The sequence below is a fragment of the Alsobacter ponti genome (assembly GCF_024294805.1).
GTDB lineage: Bacteria > Pseudomonadota > Alphaproteobacteria > Rhizobiales > Beijerinckiaceae > Alsobacter > Alsobacter ponti.
Genome location: NZ_JANCLU010000002.1, coordinates 52,299 through 74,633, shown reverse-complemented (window position 1 = coordinate 74,633; position 22,335 = coordinate 52,299). Strand labels below are relative to the sequence as shown.

The following is a 22,335-nucleotide window of genomic DNA, read 5'->3' as shown; positions in this document are numbered from 1 at the left end:
CCATTCGGGCATGCGCGCCGCGTGGCAGACAGCTAAGTACGAACGCGTTTCTCCGCGACGGTCCGCGTCGCCGCTCCCTTGACCGAGCCCTCATACCCCTCCGAGCGCCCAGAGCGATCAAACTCGTCCGACACGTCCAGACCCCATGCGCGAGCATCCGTCGCGACGTCCAGCAGGTCGAGTGCCCGCGCCGCGATCTGGTCGACTATCTCCCCTGTCGAGAGCGGCTTCAGGTAGAAGGCGGGAACCGGCGGAGCCACGATCGCGCCCATTTCAGTGACCGACACCATGGAACGCAGATGGCCGAGGTGCAGCGGGCTTTCGCGCGTCAGCAGCACGAGCCGGCGGCGCTCCTTCAGATGCACGTCCGCGGCGCGCACCAAGAGGTTGTCGGCGAGCCCGGCGGCGATCGCTGACAGCGTGCGCATCGAGCAGGGCGCGACGATCATTCCGGCGGTGCGGAACGACCCACTGGCGATCGGTGCGCCAATATCCTCGATCGGATGCAGGACATGGACGAGCGCGCGAACGCGGTCGAGTGCGTCCGGACCGACCTCGTGGGCGAGCGTCCGGCGCGCGGCCCGAGAGACGACCGCGTGCGGCTCGATATCCGGCACGTTTCGGAGCTTTTCCAGGATCCGCAGGCCAAGCGCCGCCCCGGACGCGCCCGACAGGCCCACCACAATCCGCCTCATCCCACCACCTCCGCCGGAAGCGGGCCAATGCCAAGGCCGGACCAGATCGCGTCGACGCGGTCCTTCACCGCCTGGTCCATGTCGAGCACGCGACCCCATGGCCGATCCGTCTCGGGGCCGATCTTGATGGTGGCGTCGAGCCCCATCTTGCCGCCGAGGCCCGGCCGCGCGGAGGCGAAGTCCAACGCGTCGATGGGCGTGCCGGGCACCACCAGGAGATCGCGCGGCGCGTCGAAGCGCGTCGCGACCGCCCACATCACGTCCGGCCACGACCGCACTGGAATGTCCTGGTCGACCACGATGATGAGCTTGGCGTAGGAAAACTGCGGCAGCAGGGACCAGAGCCCCATCATCAGCCGCCGCGCCTGGCCCGGGTAGCGCTTGTCGATGGAGACTACGATGGCTCGGTAGGAGCACGCCTCGGGCGGCAGCCAGAGGTCCTCGATCTCGGGAAATTGCCGGCGCGCCACGGGCACGAAAAGTTCGGTCAACGCCTCGCCAAGGCGGGACGGTTCGTCGGGCGGACGGCCAGTGAATGTGGACAGATAGAGCGGCTGCTCGCGCATGGTCAGCGCGGAGACGGTCATCACAGGATAGTCGTCCACCGCGTTGTAATAGCCGGTGTGGTCGCCGTAGGGCCCCTCCTCGGCCGTCTCGGTCGCGGAGACGGTTCCCTCCAGCACGATCTCGGCGTCGGCGGGCACGGGCATCAGTGTGGTGAGCGCGCGTGCGAGACGCACAGGTGCGCCGCGCAGCAGGCCCGAGAATCCAAGCTCGCCGATCGTCTCAGGCAGCGGCAGGACGGCAGCAAGCATGGTCGCCGGATCAGCGCCGATGGCGATGGTCACGGGCATGTCCTCGCCGCGGCGCGCCCAGAGGCGGTGGTGCTTCGCGCCGCCCCGATGCGCCAGCCATCGCACAATCAGCCTGTTCGGGCCCGCGACCTGCATGCGGTAGACCCCGACATTCACGTCGTGCGTGTCGTCCGGCGCGCGCGTGATGACGAGCGGCCACGTGACCAGTGGTGCCGGCTCGCCCGGCCAACACCACTGGACCGGAAGCAGCGACAGGTCCACCTCGCCTCCTTTCAGCACTCTCTGCTGCACTGCCGGCCGAGAGACTGTTTTTTCGCGCATGGAGAGGGCCGCGCGGAGAAGCCCGAGCCCTCGGCCGAGATCGGCAAACCCACGCGGCGGGCGTGGCTCTCGCAACTCCGCCAGGAAGGACCCGAAATCCCGCAGCCGGTCGGGTTCGATTCCCAGCCCCCAGGCGATCCGCTCGACCGTGCCAAACAGATTGACGAGAGCAGGGATGGAGCGCGTGACACCCTGCGCGTCGACAGGGGCCTCGAAAAGCAGCGCCGGGCCGTTCCCCGCCACGACGCGCCGATGGATTTCCGTCATCTCGTGGACCAGCGAGACCGGGCGCGCGATCCGATGCAGTTGGCCGCGCGCCTCCAGCGTAGCCAGAAAGTCCCTCAAGTTTCGAAAGACGGGTTCGGATCGGCGATGGCAAGGTGCGTCGGTCATCCGCAAGAACTCCGCCGAAGGATCACTCCGGTCTTTGTCGCACGACAAACTCGCGCGCCACCGCCTCGGCTAGATTGGCGCGCCACCACCGACGGACGTCATGCAAATTCCCGCCGCCATCCGGCTCGCGCTCGTTCCCGCGCCTCTCTTCCTCGTCGAGGCCGGGGCCCGGAAGGCATTCGAGGTCGTACTCGCGCGTCATCCCTCCCTCGTCGATCGGCTGGGAGCCTACGCCGAACGCACCTTCGGCTTTGCATCGTCGGACCTTCCCTTCGCCTTCGTCGTGACGCCTCGCCCGGCGACGATCAGGGTCGTACGGAGCATCGAGCCCGGCATGGCGGACGCCTGTGCGGAAGGGCCGATCGTGCGCCTGCTGGCTCTGCTTGAAGGCCGCGTCGACGGGGATGCGCTCTTCTTCGCTCGAGACATCGTGGTGAGCGGCGACATGGAGGCGATGCTGGCGCTGCGCAACGCGCTGGACGATTGCGAGGTCGACCTTCCGACCGATCTCGCCGGCATCGCGGGCCCTGCCGGCCCTCTGGTCAAGCGCGCCTTCGAGCGCATCCGCACCCGCCTTCTGGACCCGACCACATGGAACTGATCTGCCCGGCCGGCAATTCCGCGGCCTACCGCGAGGCCGTGGAGGCCGGAGCGGACGCCGTCTATTGCGGATTCCGCAATGAGACCAACGCCCGCAACTTCCCCGGCCTCAACTTCTCGCGCGACGAAATGGCCGCAGCGATCGCATTCGGGCATTCCCGGGGCGTCATGTCGTTCGTCGCGATCAACACATTCATGCGGGCCGGATCTGAGCAGCTCTGGTTCGAGGCGGTGGACGACGCCGTCACGGCTGGCGCGGACGCCGTGATCCTGGCCGACATGGGGCTCATGGCCTACACCGCGCGCCGCCATCCGGCGCAACGCATCCATGTCTCCGTCCAGGCGGCCGCCGCAAGCGTCGACTCGGTCGCCTTCCTGGTCGAGGCTTTCGGGGCGAAGCGCGTCGTGCTGCCGCGCGTGTTAAGCCTCGCCGAAGTTCGCAACCTGACGCATCAGGCCCCCTGCGAGACGGAGGTGTTCGTCTTTGGCGGGCTCTGCGTCATGGCGGAAGGGCGCTGCTCGCTGTCGAGCTACGCCACGGGCCTCTCGCCCAACATGAACGGCGTGTGCTCGCCTGCGAGCCACGTCCGCTACGTGCCGCAGGGAACGGAGCTCGTCTCGCGCCTGGGCGACTACACCATCGACCGCTTCGCCGCCGGCCGCCCGGCCGGCTACCCGACGCTCTGCAAGGGACGCTTCAGCGCCGACGGACGCGTCGCGCACAGCTTCGAGGATCCGGTCAGCCTCGACGCGCTCGGCCATCTGGAGGAGTTGCGCAAGGCCGGGGTCAAGGCGCTGAAGATCGAGGGGCGCCAGCGCGGAAAGGCCTACGTGGCCGAGGTGGTTTCGACGATTCGACGAGCGCTGGAAGCGAGGCCGGAAGCGCGTCCCGCCATTCTCAGCCGGCTCAGCCGCGTCAGCGAAGGACAGCGCACGACGGCTGGCGCCTACGACAAGAGGTGGCGTTGATGACCGCGCCCCACACACGCCCCACCCTGACGCTGGGGCCGGTGCTCTTCCATTGGGATGGGCCGGCCTGGCGCGATTTCCATTTCCGGATCGCCGACGAAGCCGTAATCGACGAGGTGTATGTCGGCGAGACGGTCTGCTCCAAGCGCCAGCCCTTCATCGAGCCGCACCTGCCGGAAGTCATCGACAGGTTCACTTCGGCAGGCAAGCGTGTGATCCTGTCGTCGCTGACGCTCATCACGCTGGAACGCGAGCTGCGCGCCACCCGGGACCTTGCCGGCCAGGATGATTTCCTCGTCGAGGCCAACGATCTCGCCGCCCTGCGCCACCTCGCAGGCCGGCCCCATGCCGTCGGACCGATCGTCAACGTCTACAACGCGCCGACGGCGGCGCTTCTGGCGCAGCGCGGCGCGCAGGTGATCTGCCTTCCACCGGAACTGCCCGCGAACTCCATCCGCCAGATCGCGTCCGCCACGCCGCAGGTCGCCTTCGAGGTCTTCGCCTTCGGGCGCGTGCCGCTCGCCATCTCGGCCCGCTGCGCCCACGCCCGGGCACGCGGCCTGCACAAGGACAATTGCCAGTTCGTCTGCGGTCAGGACCCCGACGGGCTGCGGCTCGACACCCTCGATGCCGAGCCCTTCCTTGCCATCAATGGCGTGCAGACCGTGTCGCACGCTTGCCAGTCGCTTGTGGAGGACCTCGACGACCTCGTCGCGATGGGCGTGCGGCGTTTCCGGCTCTCGCCGCAACGCTGCGACATGGTCGCCGTCGCGCAAATTCACCGCGACGTGCTGGACGGCCGGCTCAAGGCGATGGAGGCGCGCGCAAGCCTCGCCGCGCTTTATCCCGAAGCCCCGTTCTCGAACGGCTTTCTGCACGGCGTGGTGGGGGCCGCGTGGGTCGAGGGGCGTCACCGCCTGCCGCGCTGATCCCACATGGCGCGCGCCGCGCTCTCCACGCCGACGTTCTTCTTTCGTTTGGCCTGCGCCCATTCGGCGCTTGTGATCGCGCTCTGGCCCGCCTCCCTCGCGCGCCTGATGGACGAAGCATGGGTTCTGCGGCTTCATCAGGACGAGTTGCTGCTCGGCACGTTTCCGGCGGTCATGGCCGGCTTTACGCTCACCGCGATGCGGCGCTGGACCGGGAACCCGGTTACCCCGAACCCTGTGCCAGCCTTGCTCGCCGTCTGGACAGCGGGGCGGGCTGTCGCACTTTTCGCGCCATGGGGAAGCGCGGCAGCTGCGGCCTTTCCCCTCCTCCTTGGAGCGGTGCTGCTCCGGCATGTGCTGCGGCATGGCGACGTCCGGAACCTGCCGCTCGTGACGATCATCGGATGCATCGGCGTTGCCGGGCTCGGCCGAGCCTTTCTGCCCGATGCCGCGTCGGCGCTGCTGCGGATCGTGGTTGCCCTGACCGTGGCGCTCCTGCTGATCGCATCCAGCCGAATCGTGCCCGCGCTGGGGCGCAGTTTCATCGGACGCGAGAGCCGGCGCGTCGGCCTGGCGGGAGAGACCGCCGCGGCGATGGCGAGCGTCGCGGTCCTGCTGGTCTGGGCGCTCCGCCCGAGGGGGCCTGACACAGCCCTGGCGGTCGGCCTGCTGGCAGTGTTTCAGGCTGTGCGGATCGGATCCTGGAATGTCTGGGGAATGGCCCGGCACCCCCGCTTCCTTGCCGTGCTTGCCGGCGCGCTGGCGCTGCCGGCCGGGCTCGCCGTTCTGTCCGCCGAAGCGGTCGCGAACGCCACTGTCGGGGCGGTGGGGATTCATGTCCTTCTGGTTGGCGGCCTCGGCCTCTCGAGCCTCGCGATCATGACCAGCATGGTTCGCAAACGCGCAGGCGACGCGTTGCGCTGGTCCCGCAGCGAGGCGATCCTGTACGCGACGCTATGCCTCGCCTGGCCCCTTCGCATTTTCGCGGACGGAAGCGCCACGATGCTCGCCGCCGCCTCGCTCGCCTGGGGTATCGCCTTCGCGGGCTTTGCTCTCCTTTTCGGACGACTTGGCGACGCATCGTCCGGTGCATAGCCTGGTCGTGTCCGTCGGCTGAGGAGCACCTTCTGGGGCGCAGTCGCGATGGAGGCTACAGCCGTGACCGGCGCATTGGTCGGGCGGGCCGTCTGGACCGCCAACGTGATGCAAATTCGGCCGAACTGAAGGCGCCCCGATTTCATCGAATATGATTTGGCTGGGTATTTCACACGACGTCAGTGAAGCCCACGCATCTCATTTCGCCAGGGTCCGGATGGCGACCAGGCGAGCGACGGCCCTTTCGGCGAGTTGCTGATAGCGCGCGAGTGCATCCTCGTCGTCTGCTCGGTCAGCCGCCGCCAAATACGCTTCGGCCAACGCTTCCGACAGGGCGGCGGGCCCGGCATCAGTATCCAACTGTACGGGCGTTCCGAGACCGCGCGCGAGGTCGGCCATGGACAGAGTTTGCTTTCGCACGATGTCCATGCGCGCCCGATCGGCGTCGAATGCGGTCCCCGCCAGCATCGCGGCAAGGTGCACCTCTAAATCGGCTGCGTCACCGGCCGACGAAGCCGCGCCGGGCTTTGTCCGCGCAGCATGAAAGGCCTTTCTCCGTTCACGGCGGAACGCCGCAACGTGCCCCAGTTCCTCGGTCGCCATGGCTTCCGCAGCTAGACGCACATCCTCGCGCGGGGCAGCGGCGGCGACATAGCTCCAGAACGCAAAGGCACGCTCCTCGTTTTTCACGGCGATGGATAAAATCCGATAGGGCGTGAGCATTCTAGACCCCGCGACCTCCGCCGCGTCCTCCTCGTCAAAGGGTGGCGGACCAGCCCAGACGAGACGGGTGGGGTCCGGCAGGTGACCGGACTGTCGTTGCGACCACTTGTCGACACTCTCGACGTGGCTCATCTCCTCCGCCGCGATCCGCTCGAAGACATCGGCCAGTTCCCCGTGTCCCTGGGACCGCATCGACAGCGCGAACTGACCGTACATCTCAGCCGCCGCGCTCTCCATTTCATGAGCCAGCGCGAACAATTCATCCAGGCTTTGCACGATGCCCGCAGGCTCTGACTTGAGCGTGGACATGCGATCGCCTCCATAAGCGCGGGTATTTCGACTTAAGCGTAGCGTTTGTTTGCGATTGCGCAAGGAAGTCGTCACGTTAAGATGCAACTCAATTCATTGATGGACGCGGGCGGTTGCCTGCCGTTTGGTTACGCACCTTGTTCCCAACGTGGAACATCGCCCCAAAAATCAGGTGGGCGGGGACAAAAGGGAGCTCAAGGTATGGGCCGATCGGCGGGGACGCGGGAGCTTTGCCTCGCGCTCTTGGTTCTACTGGCGGGGCTTGCCTTCGCCACGTCCGCCGGGGCCGCGGGAACGCTGGATGAGTTTCTCGCAAAGTCCCGAGCCGCCGACTTCTTCGAGGGCGCGGACCGGTTCGGCCCCCCGCAGGGGACGCCACCTGTCGCACCCGCCTTTGCCGGCGACGCGCTCAGGGGTTTCGTCTACCTGAACACGGATTTCAGCAACGCCACGGGCTATTCCGGGAAGCCGATTCAAGTCCTGGTCGGCATCGACCAGCAAGGCGTCCTTCGGCGCCTGAAACTCGTCGACCACAAGGAGCCGATCGTCCTGATCGGCATTCCCGAGACGAAAATCCTGGCGTCCATGAACGCCTTGCTCGGCCGAAACATGACGACGGTCGCGAGCGGCGCGGAGAAGCCTCCGCAAGTCGACATCGTGAGCGGCGCCACGGTCACCGTGCTCGTGATCGGGGACAGCATTGTCCGCTCCGCGACGAAGTTGATCCGAAGCGGGCGGCTGGGCGGCGTTGCGCCTGTAGGCGCAGCGGCGAACGCGCAAGTCACAAAGACGGTCGATCTCGAAAAAACCGAGGTGAAGGATTGGGGGACGCTGCTGGGTGACGGCTCAGTACGCCGTCTTCACCTGAGCGTCGGAGACGTAAACGAGGCCTTCGCCAAGGCGGGAAACGCGGCGGCCGCGGCCAATCCCGAGACGGACGCGCCGGACGAGACGTTCATCGATCTCTACGTCACCATGCCATCCGTGCCGACGATTGGCAGAAGCCTGCTCGGCGAGGAAGGCTACGCGCGGCTGAAAGCCCAGCTTAAGCCCGGCCAACAGGCGGTACTGGTTGCGGGATCGGGGGCCTACTCCTTCAAGGGTTCGGGCTATGTGCGCGGCGGCATCTTCGATCGCATCGAACTTCTGCAGGAGGGTACGAGCACGCGATTTCGCGACCGCAACCATACGCGGCTCGGTTCGCTCGCGGCGGCCGGCGCGCCGGATTTTCGGGAGATCGCGCTTTTCACCACACCGCCGGATTTCACGCTCGACCCCACAGAGCCATGGCAGCTGCAACTTCTGGTGCAACGGGCGATCAGTTCGCGCGAAAAGGCCTTTCTCACCTTCGACGTGAGCTACACCCTGCCCGACGTTTACCTCAAGCGGGAACAGCGCGCCGTCACGGCGGCTGAGCAGAGCGCCGCGCGGCCCGCCGAGACGTCAGCCGAAAAAAGGCCGGCGGTCGTCCCTCCTGATCAGGTCGAACCACTTTGGATGACGATCTGGCGCGGCAAGTCCGTCTCGATCGGAATCACCGCTCTTGCTCTCATCATCCTGACCGGCATTTTTTTCTTCCAGGACGCCCTGGTGAAGCGCCCAAAGCTGCACATCTGGGTGCGTCGCGGGTTCCTGACTTTCACCCTGTTCTGGCTGGGCTGGTATGCCAACGCCCAGCTCTCCGTCGTCAACGTTCTCACCTTTTCCAACGCACTGATGACGGGTTTCAATTGGGAGTTTTTCCTGGCCGCGCCGCTGATCTTCATTCTGTGGGCCGCCGTGGCGGCAGGGCTTCTTTTTTGGGGCCGTGGCCCGTTCTGCGGGTGGCTCTGCCCCTTCGGGGCGCTGCAGGAACTCACCAACAATCTCGCCCAATGGCTCAAGGTGCCACAAGTCAAAATGCCGTGGGGCCTCCATGAGCGACTTTGGCCGATCAAGTATATCATTTTTCTGGGACTGTTCGGCACCTCACTTTATTCGGTTTCGTATGCCGAGACATTGGCCGAAGTCGAGCCATTCAAGACAGCCATTGTGCTGAAATTTATGCGGGAATGGCCGTTCACGCTTTATGTTGGCGTGCTTCTCGTGGCTGGTCTTTTCATCGAACGGTTTTTCTGCCGGTACCTTTGCCCGCTCGGCGCTGCGCTCGCGATCCCCGGGCGGATGCGGACCTTCGAGTGGCTCAAGAGATGGCCCGAGTGCGGCTCACCCTGCCAGCGCTGCGCAAAGGAATGCCCGGTCCAGTCTATTCACCCCGAAGGCCACATCAATGTGAATGAATGCATCTACTGCATGCATTGTCAGGAACTTTATCATGACGACCACCGCTGCCCCCACATGATCCAGCTGCGACTGAAGCGCGAGAAGCGCGAAGCCCTGTCCTCCCCCTCCATGCGGGCCTGACCCGGACAAGCCCCCTCCGACGAACGAACAGCCCAAGCACAGGAGCCTCCCATGAGTGAAGACGTTAAAGGCCGCAAACTCAGCCGCAGGCAGATGCTGGGCACCACCGCGGCGGTGGCAGCCGCCGGCGCCGCCGGCGCTGCGAGCCAGATGGCGACGCAGGACGCGCTGGTTGGCGCCGCGGAGGCGCAGACTCAGCCGGTCCGCCCCGCGATCGCAACGGGCTCCCAGAAGGCCGAAGTCAAGCCCGGCGATCTCGACGAATATTACGTGTTCTTTTCAAGCGGCCAGACGGGCGAGGTCCGCATCGTCGGGCTGCCGTCCATGCGCGAACTGATGCGCATCCCCGTTTTCAACCGCTGCAGCGCGACCGGATGGGGCGAAACCAACGAGAGCCGGAAGGTGCTGACCGAGGGCCTTCTGCCCGAAACCCGCGAGTTTCTCAAGACACGTGGCGGCACCTATCTCAACGGAGACCTGCACCACCCGCATCTGTCGTTCACCGACGGCACCTATGACGGTCGCTACCTTTTCGTGAACGACAAGGCCAATACACGCGTCGCCCGGATCCGACTTGACGTGATGCGCTGCGACAAGATGATCCAGTTGCCCAACCAACACACGGTGCATGGGCTCCGCGTGCAGAAATATCCCAAAACCGGATACGTGTTCTGTAACGGCGAGGATCGCGTCCCGATCCCCAACGACGGGAAGATCCTCGACGACAACAAGCAGTACCACGCCATCTTCACAGCCGTGGACGGCGAGACCATGCAGGTCGCGTGGCAGGTCATGGTGGATGGCAACCTCGACAATGTCGACGCCGATTACCAGGGCAAGTACGCGTTCGCGACCTGCTACAACTCCGAGGAGGGCGTCACGCTCGCCGAGATGAGCGCGAACGAGCAGGACTGGGTCGTCATCTTCAACATCAAGCGCATCGAGGAGGCGGTGAAGGCCGGCAAGGCCAACATGGTGGGGGGCGTCCCAGTCGTAGACGGGCGCCATGGATCGCCGTTCACACGCTATGTGCCGGTGTCCAACAGCCCGCATGGCATGAACACCGCCCCGGACGGCATTCATATCGTGGCGAACGGCAAGCTCGCGCCGACCGTCACAGTCATGGACGTCCGCCTCTTCGACGATCTGTTCGATGACAAGATCAAGCCGCGCGACGTCGTGGTCGCGGAGCCGGAACTGGGCCTCGGCCCCCTCCATACCGCTTATGACGGCAAGGGGAACGCCTACACGACGGTGTTCATCGACAGCCAGGTCGTGAAGTGGAATATCGAGCGCGCCCGCCAGGCCTACAAGGGCGCCAAGGTGGACCCGATCCTCCAAAAGCTGGACGTTCACTATCAGCCTGGCCACAACCACAGCTCCATGGGCCAGACCAAGGAGGCGGACGGCAAGTGGCTCATCTCCCTCAACAAGTTCTCGAAGGACCGCTTCCTGAACGTCGGCCCCCTGAAGCCTGAGAACGACCAGTTGATCGACATCTCGGGCGACAAGATGGTGATCGTCCATGACGGGCCGAGCTTCGCCGAGCCGCACGACGCCACCATCGTACACCGGTCGAAAATCAATCCCGTATCGATCTGGGACCGTGCCGATCCCTTTTTCGCCGATGCGGTGAAGCAGGCGAAGGCGGACGGCGTCAAGCTTGAAGAAGACAGCAAGGTGATCCGGGACGGAACCAAGGTTCGGGTCTACATGACGTCGACCGCGCCCGCCTTCGGGCTGGAGTCCTTCACGGTGAAGCAAGGCGACGAGGTGACCGTACACGTGACCAATATCGACGCCGTGGAGGACCTTACGCACGGCTTTTCCATCGTCAACTACGGCATCCAGATGGAGGTGGCGCCGCAGGCTACTGCGTCGGTGACGTTCACCGCCGATAAGCCCGGCGTGTACTGGTATTATTGCTCCTGGTTCTGTCACGCCATGCACATGGAAATGAAGGGAAGAATGTTCGTGGAGCCCAAGAACGTTTGATGGAGATGACCGCAGGGCGAACGATCGTGCTCGCGGGGCTGGCCGCCTTGGCGGTCAGCCTCGCGGGGCAGGCCGGCGCGGCGCAGGTGGAGGTTGCCGCCGGGGAAACCGCGCTGCAGGCGGCCGTCGACTCGGCCGCAGACGGCGACACGCTGGTGCTCGGAAGCGGCGAACACCGGGGTCCCGTGGTGCTGCGCAAGAGACTTATCCTTGAAGGGAGGCCTGGAGCGATCGTCAGGGGACATGGCCGCGGCAGCGTGATCGTGCTCGAAGCGCCTGGCGCAGTCGTGCGCGGCCTCACCATTCGAGGCTCGGGATCCGATCTCGCGGCCATGGATTCCGGCGTGTTCGTCGCGAAGACAGCCAGGGCAGCGGTGGTCGACAGAAACCGGATCGAAGGCAATCTGTTCGGCGTCTATTTGCATGGCGCCGAGGATGCGGTCGCCTCCGGCAACACCATCATCGGTCTGCAAGAAGGCCGCACGAACGAGGCCGGCAACGGTGTCTCGGTGTGGAACGCGCCTGGCGCGAAGGTCGTCGACAACGACATCAGCTTCGGCCGCGACGGCATCTTCTCGATCACCAGCAAGCGTAACGTCTTTTCGCGCAACCGTTTCACGAATGTCCGCTTCGCCGTGCACTACATGTACACGAACGAGAGCGAGATCAGCGACAACGTCTCGTCCGGTAATGCGATCGGCTTCGCGCTGATGTTCTCCAATCGTTTGATCGTGCGGGGCAACGTGTCCGATCACGACCGCGACCAGGGGCTGGTGCTGAATTATGCCAACGGATCACAGGTGATCGGGAACACGGTGCTGGGTGGTCTTCAGCCGGCGGAGCGATGGGCCCGCCGCGGTCAGCAGGGGGACGCCGAACACGGCGTCCCCCTTCGCGACGAGCCCTCGGCAGGCGATCGTATCGGGCCGGAGAAATGCGTCTTCATCTACAACGCGAACCAGAACCGGTTCCGCGGCAACTGGTTCGAGGGCTGCGAAATCGGCATCCATTTCACCGCCGGCTCCGAGGGCAACGAGGTGGCCGGCAACGCATTCGTCCGCAACCGCAACCAGGTGAAGTATGTCGGCACCCGTCACCTCGACTGGTCCGCGGCGGGACGCGGCAATTTCTGGAGCGACAATCCCGGCTTCGACCTGAACGGCGATGGGATCGCCGACACCGCGTACCGGCCAAATGATCTCGTTGACAAGGTGCTGTGGACAGCGCCGGCGGCCAAGGTCCTGACGAACAGTCCCTCCGTTCAGGTCATCAGGTGGGCGCAGTCGCAGTTCCCTGCGATCCTGCCCGGCGGCGTCGTGGACACCCGGCCCCTCATCGCGCCTCCGCCAAGGCCTGACCTCCCGAGACCTGCGCGATGAAGATCGCGGTCGACATCGCCAGCGTGAGCAAGAGCTACGGCGCCGTGCAAGCCGTGCGCGACGTCAGCTTCACGCTTCGCTCCGGCGTAGTGGCGCTGGTGGGGCACAACGGCGCGGGCAAGACGACGCTGATGAAGCTGATGCTGGGCCTGATCCGCCCCACGGCGGGCGAGGTGCGCGTGCTCGGCGAAAATCCCGCAGCAGGGCAATTTCTCGCGCGCCGGCGGCTCGGCTACCTGCCTGAAAACGTCGCGTTCAACGCCGCACTGACCGGCAAAGAGACCCTCGCCTTCTATGCTCGCCTCAAGAGGGAACCAGTCGACAAAGCTCTCACACTGCTCGAGCGCGTGGGCCTGGGGAGCGCTGGAACTCGACGGGTGGGGACCTATTCGAAGGGCATGCGCCAGCGTCTGGGTCTCGCACAGGCGCTCCTCGGCGAGCCAGAAGTGCTTCTGCTCGACGAACCGACGACCGGACTCGACCCAGCCCTCCGGGTCCAGTTCTACGACATTATCCAGGACCTCGCGGCCACCGGCGCCACCGTCTTGATGTCGTCCCACGCGCTGAGCGAACTGGAGGAACGGACGGAGCGCGTCATCATCATGGATGGTGGCCGGGTGGTCGTTGACGGCGCGATCGACGAGCTTCGAGAGATCGCCCGCCTGCCGGTCCGCTTCCGTGTGCGGCCTGGACCCGCGTCCCTTTCACTCCCGGTGGAGTTCCGTCCCCGTGCGGAGACGAAGCTCGACACGGTCGAGTTTGACGTTCCGGCCCTCCGCAAGATGGAGGTGCTCCAGAGCCTGATCTGCCGCGACAGGCCGCCGACCGACGTTGAGGTCATCCCGCCATCTCTCGATGCTCTCTACGCTCATTTCCTCAACGACCGGGGACACGCGTCATGAGCACGGTCGCCGTTATCGCGATGAAGGAAGTCCAGGAGGCGCTGCGCAATCGCTGGGTGCTCGCTGCCACCTTGCTCATGGCCGGACTTGCGCTCGCACTCACGTTTCTGGGCAGCGCGCCCACCGGCACGGTCGGCGTCCGGGCGCTCGACGTTGTCGTGGTGAGCCTGTCCAGCCTCACCATCTTCCTCGTCCCGCTGATCGCGCTGCTCATCTCCCATGACGCGATCGTGGGTGAAATGGAACGCGGCACGATGCTGCTTCTGCTCAGCTATCCCGTCGCGCGCTGGCAGGTGGTGCTAGGCAAGTTTACCGGACATTTGGCCGTCCTCGCCTTCGCGACCCTGCTCGGCTACGGCGCCGCAGCCTTCGCCCTGCTTGCGACGGGTGCACGGATCGAGGCGGCCAGCTGGACCGCCTTCGCGGCCATGGTCGGATCGTCCGTCGCGCTCGGCGCGGTGTTCATCGCGCTGGGCTATCTCGTCAGCGCCACTTCCGGCTCTCGCGGCGCGGCGGCAGGCGTCTGCATCGGAATTTGGCTCGGCATGGTGCTCGTCTACGACATGGCCCTGCTCGGCATCCTTGTGGTCGACCAGGGCCGTACGATCACCAGCGCATCGCTTGACGTGCTGCTGCTCTTGAACCCGACTGACGTGTACCGCCTCGTCAACCTCTCCGGTTTTGCGAATGTCAGCGCCTTTTCGGGCATGTCTGGGCTGGCGGGCTCGACGAGGCTGGGGGCGCCCGTGCTGGTTGCCGCCCTCGTGGCGTGGACCGTCCTCCCGTTGAGCCTCGCCGCGCTCTCGTTCGGCAGGAGGGAGCTGTGAGACATGCGCTCGCTGTGCTGGCCGTGTTGGCGCTTCCCGGTTGCAACAACGACAAGGCGACCGAGCCACCGCGGCCGTTTGCAATCACGGCGGACGCGATTGGCCATTATTGCGGCATGAATGTCCTGGAGCACACAGGACCCAAGGGGCAAATCCTGCTCAAGAGCCGCCGCGATCCGGTCTGGTTTTCGTCGGCGCGAGACACCCTCGCCTTCACCATGCTGCCGGATGAACCCAAGGACATTGCCGCCGTGTTCGTGTCGGATATGGCCAAGGCTCCCTCCTGGGAAGAACCCGGCCCCGAGAACTGGGTGGAGGCGCGCAAGGCCTGGTTCGTGGTCGGCGGTACGGCACGCGGCGGTATGGGAGCGGAGGAGACGGTGCCGTTTTCCGACCGCGATGCGGCCGAGCGTTTCGCCACTGAGAAGGGCGGCCACGTCTATGCCTTCGCCGACGTACCGCGCGAGGCCGTCCTGACGGAAGGGGGCGAAGCGCCGGGGCAGTCGGCGCATTCCGAGGACGGCGATGGAGGCTCGGGCCACCCGGTCGCAGCCCCCAATCTGCTGGGGACACAGCCATGACACCTCATCTCTCGCGCCGTCGCTTCATCGGAATCAGTGCGGCCGCGGCCGGTCTGGCTCTCCTTCCCGTTGGGACGCACGCCGAGGACAATTCTGACCTGACGGTTTGGCGAGGCCAGGCCCTGGGCGCGCAGTGCACGCTGCTACTCCATCACCCTGATCGCGCCGAAGCCAACCGGCTCGTTGCCCGCGTGACGGCGGAACTGCGCCGACTGGAGCGCATGTTCAGCCTGTATGACCCCTCCTCCGTGCTGGTCCGGCTCAACCGCTCAGGTGCGGTCGACGCGCCACCTCCAGAGTTCGCCCGGTTGCTGGCGATCGCTCAGGACTTTTTCCACCTCACGGGCGGTGCGTTCGACGTCACGGTGCAACCCCTGTGGGCCGTCTATCGGACCCACTTCCTCGCGCCGAACCCAGACCCGGCTGGTCCGCCGGCGGAGAGCGTGAGAGCGGCAATGGCACGCGTGGGAGCGGACCGAATCGTCGTCGGCCCGGATCGTATCGTTCTCCCGCGCGGCATGGCGGTGACGCTCAACGGCATCGCCCAAGGCTATGTCACAGACAGAATTATTGACCTGTTGCGGGCCGAAGGGGTGAACCGGAGCCTGGTCGACATGGGCGAGGTGCGCGCGATCGGCCGCCACCCGTCGGGGCGTCCATGGGAAGCTGCCGTCGAGAGCCCAGGCGATCCGGCGCATCCGCTGACCCTCGTGCCGCTCATCGACCAGGCCTTGGCCACGTCAGCGCCCTCCGGTTTTCAATTCGATCCGCAGGGCCGCTTCAACCACCTGTTCGTGCCGTCCACGGGCGGCTGCGCCGCAGAATGGACCAGCGTCAGCGTCATAGCCGCGACAGCCACGACGGCGGACGCACTGTCCACCGCTCTTTCGGTTTCGCCTGAGCGGCAGGCCAGGGACATTGCGGCGGCTTGCGGGGCAGCCTCCGTGGTTCTAGTCGACCGGAATGGACGGCAAATCCGGATCGCCCTTTGACGGAGGCTACGCCCCGAGCAAGGGCGCGTTTAGCGTCCGGCTGCGTGGCTTCAGGTATTTCGTTGGTGCTCACGGCGCGTCTCCTCGCGTCGCCATCCCACCATGGACGCCCGACCGCGCCGGTTCCTCCGTCCCGGTGGCAATACGGATCGCGCGCAAGCACGCCTTCGATCTCGGGCCGCCTCATCACCGCTTCTGTGATCCGGTCGCAGCGTGGCCCATCGAATGGGAAGAGGTCGTGCAAGTTTCCGCACAGGCGTTCCCTCAGCCTGGCGCGCATCATGCGCCGAGCACGATGCAAGCGGGTCTTGACCGTGTCTGGGTGAATGAGCCGGACGGCACGTTTGGCCTGCCCGTGCCCATTGGATGGAAGTGGTCCGGAAAGGTTCCCGGCCTTGAGGGGAGCGAGGCAGGATAAGAATTCTTGAGGCCAAGGCATGGAAGCTTCGGGCCAGGGCACCGCAACCGCGCGCCTAACCCCAGGAGCTTACGAGCGATCTGGAAACCGCAGCTCGACCGTCAGTCCGCCCAGGGGCGAGCGGCCGAGCGACAGCGCCGCCCCGTACACCTCCGCCAGATCAGCGACGATCGCCAGCCCGAGGCCCGATCCGAGCTGTCTCTGGTCGAGCCGCCCTCCGCGCTCCAGCGCCGTCCCGGCCTTACCGTCGGGAATGCCGGGCCCGTCATCCTCAACGCACAGGATCCAAGCACCATCCGCCGCGCGCGCCGAAATCCGCACCGTGGCCCCGGCCCATTTGCAGGCGTTCTCGGCCAGGTTCCCGAGTATTTCCGCGAGGTCCTGGCGGTCGACGCGGAGCGCGGCCTCCGCCACATCGACCTGCCAGTCGAGTCCTTGCCCCTTGGGCGTCCGGCGCAGCACGCCGACGATTTCATCGACCACCGGGCCCACCCGGCTCGCCGCCAACCGTCGTCCTCCTCCCCCGGCACGGGCCCGCGCCAGCTCATGCTCGACGTGCCGCCGCAAGCCGTCGGTGATGCTGGCGATCTCGTCGGCGATCTCCTGTTGGCCGCTCTCCCGCAACGCCTCCGCATCCGCGGCTAGCACGGTCAGCGGCGTGCGGAAACCGTGCGCCAGGTCGGCCGCCCGGCTGCGGGCGCGCGACAGTGCGGCCTCCTGCTCGTCGAGAAGATGATCCACCTCAGCCACCAGTGGACGAACCTCGTCCGGGAAAGCCGAGCCGAGACGGGCCTCTGCTCCTGTCCGAACAGCCCGCAGACGCTGCCGGACGGCGTCCAGCGGACGCAGGCCGATGCTCACCTGCACCCACGCCCCGGCGACCAGGACAGCCGCGAGCACCGCGAGCGACCAGGCGAGGTCCGCCGCGAAGGCCCGTCCCGCGTCATGGATTTCCGCCCGGTCGAGCGCCACCGCGATCCGCGCGCGCGATCCGCCCAGCCGGGCAGGCAGCAGGACGGAGCGCTCGACCGCGAGCAGCGTGCGTCCCTGCGGCCCCGCGATGACATGCTCGTGGACATCCGCGTCCGCGAGCGTATCGACCGGCAGATCTATCGTCGCGTCCCACAGGGAGCGCGACCGAAGCGCCGCCCCGCCCTCCGCAAGGCTGATTTGCCAGTAGCGCCCGCTCAGAGGTTCGTTGTAGCGCGGATCGACCGGCGCGCTGTCCACCTGCAGAGCGCCGTCCGGGCCCCGGTCGAGTCCCGCCACGAGCTGGCGCAAGTCCGATTCCAGCTCGAGCACCATGCGTCGCTCGACGTGCCGCTCGAACAGGAGCAAGAGCCCGACGCCCGCAACCGCCAGCGCGGCGACGATGGAGGCCGCTCCCGCCACCAGAAGCCGACGTCTGAGCGATCCGCTCTTCATGTCCCGGGTGCTTCCGCGATGACGTAGCCGAAGCCGCGGCGCGTCTCGACGAGGTCGACGCCCAGCTTGCGGCGCAAGCGGCCGACCAGCACTTCCACCGCGTTCGGCTCCCGGTCGTGGTCGTGCGCGTAGAGGTGCTCCATCAACTCGCCCGACGAGACCACGCGGCCGGCATGGTGCATGAGGTAGCTCAGGCACCGAAATTCCAGCGGCGAGAGGTCGACCGGCGCGTCGTCGACGCGGACGCGCATCTGCCGCGTGTCGAGGGTCACGGGCCCGATCGCCAGCACGGGGGACGCGCGCCCCGCCGCGCGCCGCAGCAGGGCCCGGACGCGCGCCAGCAATTCTTCCATGGCGAACGGCTTGACGAGATAGTCGTCCGCGCCGGCATCGATGCCCTCCACCCGCTCGGCCCAGGCGCCGCGCGCGGTCAGGATGAGAACCGGAAGGTTGCGCGCGGCTCCCCGCCATCGCCGCAGGACGGTGAGGCCGTCCATCTTCGGCAGACCGAGATCGAGGATGGCGAGATCGTAGTCCTCGGTGTCTCCCTGAAACCAGGCGTCCTCCCCGTCCGTTGCGGTGTCGACCGCATAGCCCGACTCCTCCAACAGCGCCCCGACCTTGCGGGCGATGCGGAGATCGTCTTCCACCAGAAGGATGCGCATCAATGGCCCTCCCGCCGGAGGATCTGCGCGGATGCGGCGTCGACCGAGACTTCGGACAGCTTCCCGCCCGTGCCGATGACCCGGAACTCGTAGATCCAGCGCCCCTCCGCCTGCCTGAACTTGAGCCCGACGACTTCGCCGCCGAGCTCTCCGCCGACCCGGGCCAGGATCTCGGGAAGCGGCAAGGCCTCCCCACGCTCCACGGCGCGCCGCGCCTCCTCGTGCTGGCGGTCGCGATCCGCGCGCGCCGGTTCCGGCGGCGCAAGCGCGCCGGCGACGCAGACCGCAAGGAGGAGGCGGAGGGTTTGACCGAACATGCCCGCATTCTAAGCCATCCGGAGCTGTCAAAATGCTGACATGGGTCAACAGCAGGGCAACAGCGCGGCCTTGCTAGGGTCCCTCATCGACCGGCAAAACCTTCGGGCCGGTCCAACGGGAGACCACCATGTCCAGGACCCTGATCACCACCCTCGCCGCCGCCGCTATCGCCGCCGCCGCTTCCGCCGCCCTCGCCGGCGACCGCAGCGCATCGTCCCCGGAGGCGAACCCGACCGGCCAGGCCATCCAGCGCAATCTCCAGGACCTCGGCTACAGCGTCAGCCACGTGGAGAGCGAACGTGGCCGGATCGAGATGCGCGTCATCAATGACGCGAACATCCCGGCCAAGCTCACCTATGACGCGAAGACCGGCGAACTGCTCCGGGCCGCCCTTCGCTGAGCACGCCCCCCCTGAAATAAAGGAGACATGCCATGTTCATGTCCAGAAGGCTCGCGTCGCTCTTGATCGCGTCCGCCCTCGCCTTCCCGGCGGCGGGCGCGGCAATGGCCCAGCATTCCCATGCGGGGGTGAGCGAACTCCAGCAGATGGCGCTTGACCACGGCAAAAAGTGGCCGACGGACGAGGCCCTGCGCGCCGGAATGGCGAGCATCCACGAGGCGATGAACCAGTCGCTGCCGAGAATCCACGAGGGCCAGTTCGGCCCGGCCGACTACACCGCGCTCGCCGACACCATCCAGGGCCGGGTCGACACGATCGTGGCCAACTGCAAGCTGCCCGAGGAAGCCGACCTGCAGCTGCACTACGCGCTGACGCACATGCTCGGCGGGCTCGAGGCGATGAAGGACGGCCCCGACCGCGAGAGTGGCGCCGTGGCCGTCGTGGAAGCCATCTCGGCCTACGGCGCCCATTTCGAGCACCCGGGCTGGACCGGCCTGCGGCACTGATGCGCCATCGGCACGAAGGGCCAGGACCGCGAGGCCCCGGCCCTTTCACGTGCACCAGCCGAAGAGGCACTGCCGGTGTGGTTGCAAGCGTTATTCTTTTGTTCTGTAGCTGCACATGGGCCTAGCTGCCGGTAACGCCGCCGTCACGCGCCGTGGCGATCGGTTGACGCGCCGATCCATTGTCCCTGCCACACCGACCCGTGATGAGGCTCGCGGCAACCGGCTTCGCCGCCCGTCGTTCAAGGCACGAATGACGTCGTGCGGCGCGCCCTGAGAGGGTGGACCCGGACGACCGGGAGACCGGCGCCAGCAAATCGCAGGGGGCGAACAGGAGAAGTGCGATGCACCGAATGATCGCAATCCTTGTAGCGTCCGCATCCCTTACCCTGGGGCCTGCCGCGCTCGCTCAGACCGACTGGACGCCAGTGGGGCAGGCCCTCGGGCGCGACGGAACCTTGCAGGGCGACATCTACCGCGTCGGCCTGCCGAGGACCGATCTCAAGGTCAGCGTGGACGGCGTCGACATCAAGCCGACGCTGGCGCTCGGCGGTTGGCTCGCCTTCCGGTCCATGGGCGCCGACGCCATGGTGATGGGCGACCTCGTGCTGACCCAGCAGGAGTTGAACCCCGTGATGGCGAGGCTCGCCCAGGACGGCATCGAGATCACCGCCATCCACAACCATCTGCTGCGAGCCGAACCCTTCACCCTCTACATGCACGTTTCGGGGCGCGGCGACCCGGTCATGCTCGCGACCCACCTGCACGACGCGCTGTCGCTCAGCGCCACCCCGCTCACCCTCACCACGGCGTCGTCGCCGCCCGCCACGCTCGACCTCGACCAGAACGGCATCGAACGGGCGCTCGGTCGAAAGGGCAAGGTCAATGGCGGGGTGCTGCAGTTTGGGATAGCGCGCGGCGAACCGGTCAAGGACGAGGGAATGGAGGTGCCCGAGGCCATGGGCTCCGCCATATCCATCAACATGCAGCCCACCGGCGGCGGCAAGGTCGCAGCGACCGGCGATTTCGTGCTGACCGCAGGCGAAGTGAATCCGGTGCTCAGGGAGTTGCGAAGCCACGGGATTGAGGTGACGGCACTGCACAACCACATGCTCGCCGACGAACCGCGACTGTTCTTCATGCACTTCTGGGCGCACGACGACGCGGCGAAGGTGGCCGCTGGCCTGCGGGCGGGGCTCGACAAGGTCAGCCTCGCACCAGCTCGCTGAAATGGATCACCACATGCGCGAGGCAACGTCCACCGTCCTGGCTCTCGCCGCAGCGCTGGCCTGTGCCCCCCTGCCGGCTCCAGCCGCCGAACTCACAGTGGAAGCGCATATGCCACTCGGCGCGGTCAAGGGGCGTATCGACCACCTCGCGGTTGACGTGGAGGGTCGCCGCCTCTTCGTAGCGGAACTCGGGAACGACAGTGTGAGCGTGGTGGACCTTCGCGCCGGCAAGGTGGTCCATCGGATCGAAGGGTTGGCCGAACCGCAGGGCGTCGGCTGGGAACCTGGCGCTCGCACTCTGTGGATCGCCAATGCTCGGGATGGGTCCGTGCGCGTCTTTGAGGGAGCGAACCTGGCCCCTCTTGGCCGGGTCGACCTGGGCGATGACGCCGATAATGTCCGGATCAGCGAAGGCCGGATTTTCGTCGGATATGGATCAGGAGCCATTGCCATCGTCGACAAGTCCTCGCGCAAAGTGATCGAGACGTTGCCCTTGAGCACCCATCCGGAAGGCTTCCAGATCGCGCCTGGCGCCGGGCAGGCGTTCGTCAACCTGGCAGATGCGGGTTCTATCGCCGTCCTCGACATCGCGAGCCACAGGACGCTCGCAAGCTGGCGAACGGACGGCGTTCGCGGAAATTTTCCGCTGGCGCTCGCACCTCAAGGAGAGTGGCTCGTCGTGGCGTCGCGCCGACCCGCGACCCTCCTGCGCTACAGTTCGGACGGGGCTCTGCGCTGGCGCGCACAGACCTGCGAGGACGCCGATGACGTGTTCATCGATCCACGTCGCCCGCTGATCTACGTCGTGTGCGGAGAGGGGCTGGTGGCCGTTCACAACGCCGGTGATGGCAACACATTGGAGCGCGTGAAGACGTCGCCGGGCGCGCGCACCGGGCTTTACGTCCCTGAAATGGACAGGCTATTCGTGGCGGCGCCGACGCGCGAGCGCGAGGCCGAGATCCTCGTGCTGAAGCTGGCAGACAAATAAACGGCCGGTCCGCCGCTTCGACCTACCGAATGGTTCCGCCGGGCAGGTTTCGCCTGATGGCCACGCCAGCCACCCTGAGATCGTCGCTGGCTGCAATCGGATCCAGAGTGACCTTGCTCGAAGCCGGGCAGCCGTGCGACCGGGGACCAACCCGGGTCAGCCCGGCGTGGATTTCTTCTTAGGGCCCGCCGACGTGGTTTCCGCGGCCCTCCGCTCTGCCGCCTCCCGGACCAGAAGCTCGTCTCGTTCGAGCCGGAGCGAGCGCAATCGCTCCGTCTTGGCGGCGAACTGCCGCTCGGCGACGCGCTGTGCCTCGACGCGCCGGTCGGCTTCGAGCTGGCGCTGCGCAGACTTGTCGAAGAAGGCGGACGCCTTGCGGCGGGCGCTCCGTTGCGCTTCGGTTCCTGTACTCGACATCGGATGTCTCCTCCCCGGGCGTCGACAACGCCCTGTTCGTGTCC

At 66.5% G+C, this 22,335-nt stretch carries 22 protein-coding genes; 15 read left to right on the top strand and 7 right to left on the bottom strand.

Going from position 1 to position 22,335, the window contains the following annotated elements:
- Positions 1-32: 32 nt before the first annotated feature.
- Both NK718_RS02680 and NK718_RS02675 read right to left on the bottom strand, forming a co-directional pair.
- Positions 33-695 carry a UbiX family flavin prenyltransferase gene (locus tag NK718_RS02680; protein ID WP_254738375.1) on the bottom strand — a complete coding sequence of 221 codons (663 nt, stop codon included), beginning with the start codon at positions 693-695 and terminating at the stop codon, positions 33-35.
- Positions 692-2,224 carry a UbiD family decarboxylase gene (locus NK718_RS02675; protein WP_254738374.1) on the bottom strand — a complete coding sequence of 511 codons (1,533 nt, stop codon included), beginning with the start codon at positions 2,222-2,224 and terminating at the stop codon, positions 692-694. Before NK718_RS02675 ends, NK718_RS02680 begins: the two co-directional genes overlap by 4 nt.
- Positions 2,225-2,324: 100 nt before the next feature.
- On the opposite strand from NK718_RS02675, the gene ubiT reads away from it, so the two are divergent.
- The 4 genes from ubiT to NK718_RS02655 are packed head-to-tail and all read left to right on the top strand — an operon-like array spanning position 2,325 to position 5,817.
- Positions 2,325-2,825 (top strand): ubiquinone anaerobic biosynthesis accessory factor UbiT, encoded by a 501-nt coding sequence (gene ubiT / locus NK718_RS02670; protein ID WP_254738373.1) that lies wholly within the window; start codon positions 2,325-2,327, stop codon positions 2,823-2,825.
- A complete protein-coding gene (gene ubiU / locus NK718_RS02665; protein ID WP_254738372.1) occupies positions 2,816-3,793 on the top strand; it encodes a ubiquinone anaerobic biosynthesis protein UbiU in 978 nt (325 codons plus the stop codon). The genes ubiT and ubiU overlap by 10 nt, the downstream gene beginning before the upstream one ends.
- Positions 3,793-4,722, top strand: coding sequence for a ubiquinone anaerobic biosynthesis protein UbiV (ubiV, locus tag NK718_RS02660; protein WP_254738371.1), 930 nt, complete (start codon positions 3,793-3,795; stop codon positions 4,720-4,722). Before ubiU ends, ubiV begins: the two co-directional genes overlap by 1 nt.
- A gap of 6 nt (positions 4,723-4,728) precedes the next feature.
- Positions 4,729-5,817 carry an NnrS family protein gene (locus tag NK718_RS02655; protein ID WP_254738369.1) on the top strand — a complete coding sequence of 363 codons (1,089 nt, stop codon included), beginning with the start codon at positions 4,729-4,731 and terminating at the stop codon, positions 5,815-5,817.
- A gap of 198 nt (positions 5,818-6,015) precedes the next feature.
- On the opposite strand, the gene NK718_RS02650 is transcribed toward NK718_RS02655, so the two are convergent.
- The gene (locus NK718_RS02650; protein WP_254738367.1) at positions 6,016-6,849 is read right to left on the bottom strand and encodes a ferritin-like domain-containing protein; all 834 of its coding nucleotides are present in this window, start codon (positions 6,847-6,849) and stop codon (positions 6,016-6,018) included.
- Positions 6,850-7,050: 201 nt separating this feature from the next.
- Between NK718_RS02650 and NK718_RS02645 the strand changes: the two genes are divergently transcribed.
- From NK718_RS02645 to NK718_RS02615, 7 genes are read left to right on the top strand one after another with little or no spacing between them, the layout of a single operon-like run.
- The gene (locus tag NK718_RS02645) at positions 7,051-9,252 is read left to right on the top strand and encodes a NosR/NirI family protein (RefSeq protein ID WP_254738365.1); all 2,202 of its coding nucleotides are present in this window, start codon (positions 7,051-7,053) and stop codon (positions 9,250-9,252) included.
- Positions 9,253-9,303: 51 nt separating this feature from the next.
- Positions 9,304-11,247, top strand: a complete 1,944-nt coding sequence (gene nosZ, locus NK718_RS02640; RefSeq protein WP_254738363.1) for a TAT-dependent nitrous-oxide reductase — start codon at positions 9,304-9,306, stop codon at positions 11,245-11,247.
- Positions 11,248-11,252: 5 nt separating this feature from the next.
- Positions 11,253-12,626, top strand: coding sequence for a nitrous oxide reductase family maturation protein NosD (locus NK718_RS02635; protein ID WP_254738806.1), 1,374 nt, complete (start codon positions 11,253-11,255; stop codon positions 12,624-12,626).
- Positions 12,623-13,528 (top strand): ABC transporter ATP-binding protein, encoded by a 906-nt coding sequence (locus tag NK718_RS02630; protein WP_254738361.1) that lies wholly within the window; start codon positions 12,623-12,625, stop codon positions 13,526-13,528. Before NK718_RS02635 ends, NK718_RS02630 begins: the two co-directional genes overlap by 4 nt.
- Entirely contained in the window at positions 13,525-14,355 is an 831-nt protein-coding gene (locus tag NK718_RS02625; RefSeq protein WP_254738359.1) for an ABC transporter permease subunit, read from the top strand. Before NK718_RS02630 ends, NK718_RS02625 begins: the two co-directional genes overlap by 4 nt.
- Entirely contained in the window at positions 14,352-14,936 is a 585-nt protein-coding gene (locus NK718_RS02620; protein WP_254738357.1) for a nitrous oxide reductase accessory protein NosL, read from the top strand. The genes NK718_RS02625 and NK718_RS02620 overlap by 4 nt, the downstream gene beginning before the upstream one ends.
- Complete coding sequence (locus tag NK718_RS02615) at positions 14,933-15,928, top strand: FAD:protein FMN transferase (RefSeq protein WP_254738355.1); 996 nt, start codon at positions 14,933-14,935, stop codon at positions 15,926-15,928. Before NK718_RS02620 ends, NK718_RS02615 begins: the two co-directional genes overlap by 4 nt.
- Before the next feature lie 487 nt (positions 15,929-16,415).
- Here the strand turns inward: NK718_RS02615 and NK718_RS02610 are convergent, their stop codons facing one another.
- Genes NK718_RS02610 through NK718_RS02600 form a run of 3 tightly spaced genes read right to left on the bottom strand, consistent with a single transcriptional unit; the run spans position 16,416 to position 18,753 of the window.
- A complete protein-coding gene (locus NK718_RS02610) occupies positions 16,416-17,771 on the bottom strand; it encodes a sensor histidine kinase (RefSeq protein ID WP_254738353.1) in 1,356 nt (451 codons plus the stop codon).
- Positions 17,768-18,436, bottom strand: a complete 669-nt coding sequence (locus tag NK718_RS02605) for a response regulator transcription factor (RefSeq protein WP_254738351.1) — start codon at positions 18,434-18,436, stop codon at positions 17,768-17,770. Before NK718_RS02605 ends, NK718_RS02610 begins: the two co-directional genes overlap by 4 nt.
- Positions 18,436-18,753, bottom strand: a complete 318-nt coding sequence (locus NK718_RS02600) for a PepSY domain-containing protein (protein WP_254738349.1) — start codon at positions 18,751-18,753, stop codon at positions 18,436-18,438. The genes NK718_RS02605 and NK718_RS02600 overlap by 1 nt, the downstream gene beginning before the upstream one ends.
- A gap of 128 nt (positions 18,754-18,881) precedes the next feature.
- Here NK718_RS02600 and NK718_RS02595 point away from each other — a divergent pair, with 128 nt between their 5' ends.
- From NK718_RS02595 to NK718_RS02580, 4 genes are all read left to right on the top strand, one after another.
- Entirely contained in the window at positions 18,882-19,154 is a 273-nt protein-coding gene (locus NK718_RS02595; protein ID WP_254738347.1) for a PepSY domain-containing protein, read from the top strand.
- 32 nt (positions 19,155-19,186) lie between these two features.
- Positions 19,187-19,660, top strand: coding sequence for a hypothetical protein (locus NK718_RS02590; protein ID WP_254738345.1), 474 nt, complete (start codon positions 19,187-19,189; stop codon positions 19,658-19,660).
- Positions 19,661-20,001: 341 nt separating this feature from the next.
- The gene (locus NK718_RS02585) at positions 20,002-20,886 is read left to right on the top strand and encodes a DUF1259 domain-containing protein (protein WP_254738343.1); all 885 of its coding nucleotides are present in this window, start codon (positions 20,002-20,004) and stop codon (positions 20,884-20,886) included.
- 13 nt (positions 20,887-20,899) lie between these two features.
- Positions 20,900-21,874: a YncE family protein gene (locus NK718_RS02580; RefSeq protein WP_254738341.1), complete on the top strand. Its 975-nt coding sequence runs from the start codon at positions 20,900-20,902 to the stop codon at positions 21,872-21,874.
- A gap of 156 nt (positions 21,875-22,030) precedes the next feature.
- Here NK718_RS02580 and NK718_RS02575 read toward each other — a convergent pair whose 3' ends face one another.
- Complete coding sequence (locus tag NK718_RS02575; protein WP_254738339.1) at positions 22,031-22,291, bottom strand: hypothetical protein; 261 nt, start codon at positions 22,289-22,291, stop codon at positions 22,031-22,033.
- Positions 22,292-22,335 lie beyond the last annotated feature (44 nt).

Bases quoted from the DNA above. Each gene is read 5' to 3' on its own strand.
- NK718_RS02675 (WP_254738374.1), bottom strand. From the start codon at position 2,224: ATGACCGACGCACCTTGCCATCGCCGATCCGAACCCGTCTTTCGAAAC.
- NK718_RS02645 (WP_254738365.1), top strand. From the start codon at position 7,051: ATGGGCCGATCGGCGGGGACGCGGGAGCTTTGCCTCGCGCTCTTGGTT.
- ubiT (WP_254738373.1), top strand. From the start codon at position 2,325: ATGCAAATTCCCGCCGCCATCCGGCTCGCGCTCGTTCCCGCGCCTCTC.
- ubiV (WP_254738371.1), top strand. From the start codon at position 3,793: ATGACCGCGCCCCACACACGCCCCACCCTGACGCTGGGGCCGGTGCTC.
- NK718_RS02595 (WP_254738347.1), top strand. From the start codon at position 18,882: ATGTCCAGGACCCTGATCACCACCCTCGCCGCCGCCGCTATCGCCGCC.
- NK718_RS02600 (WP_254738349.1), bottom strand. From the start codon at position 18,753: ATGTTCGGTCAAACCCTCCGCCTCCTCCTTGCGGTCTGCGTCGCCGGC.
- NK718_RS02610 (WP_254738353.1), bottom strand. From the start codon at position 17,771: ATGAAGAGCGGATCGCTCAGACGTCGGCTTCTGGTGGCGGGAGCGGCC.
- NK718_RS02625 (WP_254738359.1), top strand. From the start codon at position 13,525: ATGAGCACGGTCGCCGTTATCGCGATGAAGGAAGTCCAGGAGGCGCTG.
- NK718_RS02630 (WP_254738361.1), top strand. From the start codon at position 12,623: ATGAAGATCGCGGTCGACATCGCCAGCGTGAGCAAGAGCTACGGCGCC.
- NK718_RS02615 (WP_254738355.1), top strand. From the start codon at position 14,933: ATGACACCTCATCTCTCGCGCCGTCGCTTCATCGGAATCAGTGCGGCC.
- NK718_RS02605 (WP_254738351.1), bottom strand. From the start codon at position 18,436: ATGCGCATCCTTCTGGTGGAAGACGATCTCCGCATCGCCCGCAAGGTC.
- NK718_RS02655 (WP_254738369.1), top strand. From the start codon at position 4,729: ATGGCGCGCGCCGCGCTCTCCACGCCGACGTTCTTCTTTCGTTTGGCC.
- ubiU (WP_254738372.1), top strand. From the start codon at position 2,816: ATGGAACTGATCTGCCCGGCCGGCAATTCCGCGGCCTACCGCGAGGCC.
- NK718_RS02650 (WP_254738367.1), bottom strand. From the start codon at position 6,849: ATGTCCACGCTCAAGTCAGAGCCTGCGGGCATCGTGCAAAGCCTGGAT.
- NK718_RS02585 (WP_254738343.1), top strand. From the start codon at position 20,002: ATGCACCGAATGATCGCAATCCTTGTAGCGTCCGCATCCCTTACCCTG.
- NK718_RS02575 (WP_254738339.1), bottom strand. From the start codon at position 22,291: ATGTCGAGTACAGGAACCGAAGCGCAACGGAGCGCCCGCCGCAAGGCG.
- NK718_RS02580 (WP_254738341.1), top strand. From the start codon at position 20,900: ATGCGCGAGGCAACGTCCACCGTCCTGGCTCTCGCCGCAGCGCTGGCC.
- NK718_RS02680 (WP_254738375.1), bottom strand. From the start codon at position 695: ATGAGGCGGATTGTGGTGGGCCTGTCGGGCGCGTCCGGGGCGGCGCTT.
- nosZ (WP_254738363.1), top strand. From the start codon at position 9,304: ATGAGTGAAGACGTTAAAGGCCGCAAACTCAGCCGCAGGCAGATGCTG.
- NK718_RS02590 (WP_254738345.1), top strand. From the start codon at position 19,187: ATGTTCATGTCCAGAAGGCTCGCGTCGCTCTTGATCGCGTCCGCCCTC.
- NK718_RS02635 (WP_254738806.1), top strand. From the start codon at position 11,253: ATGACCGCAGGGCGAACGATCGTGCTCGCGGGGCTGGCCGCCTTGGCG.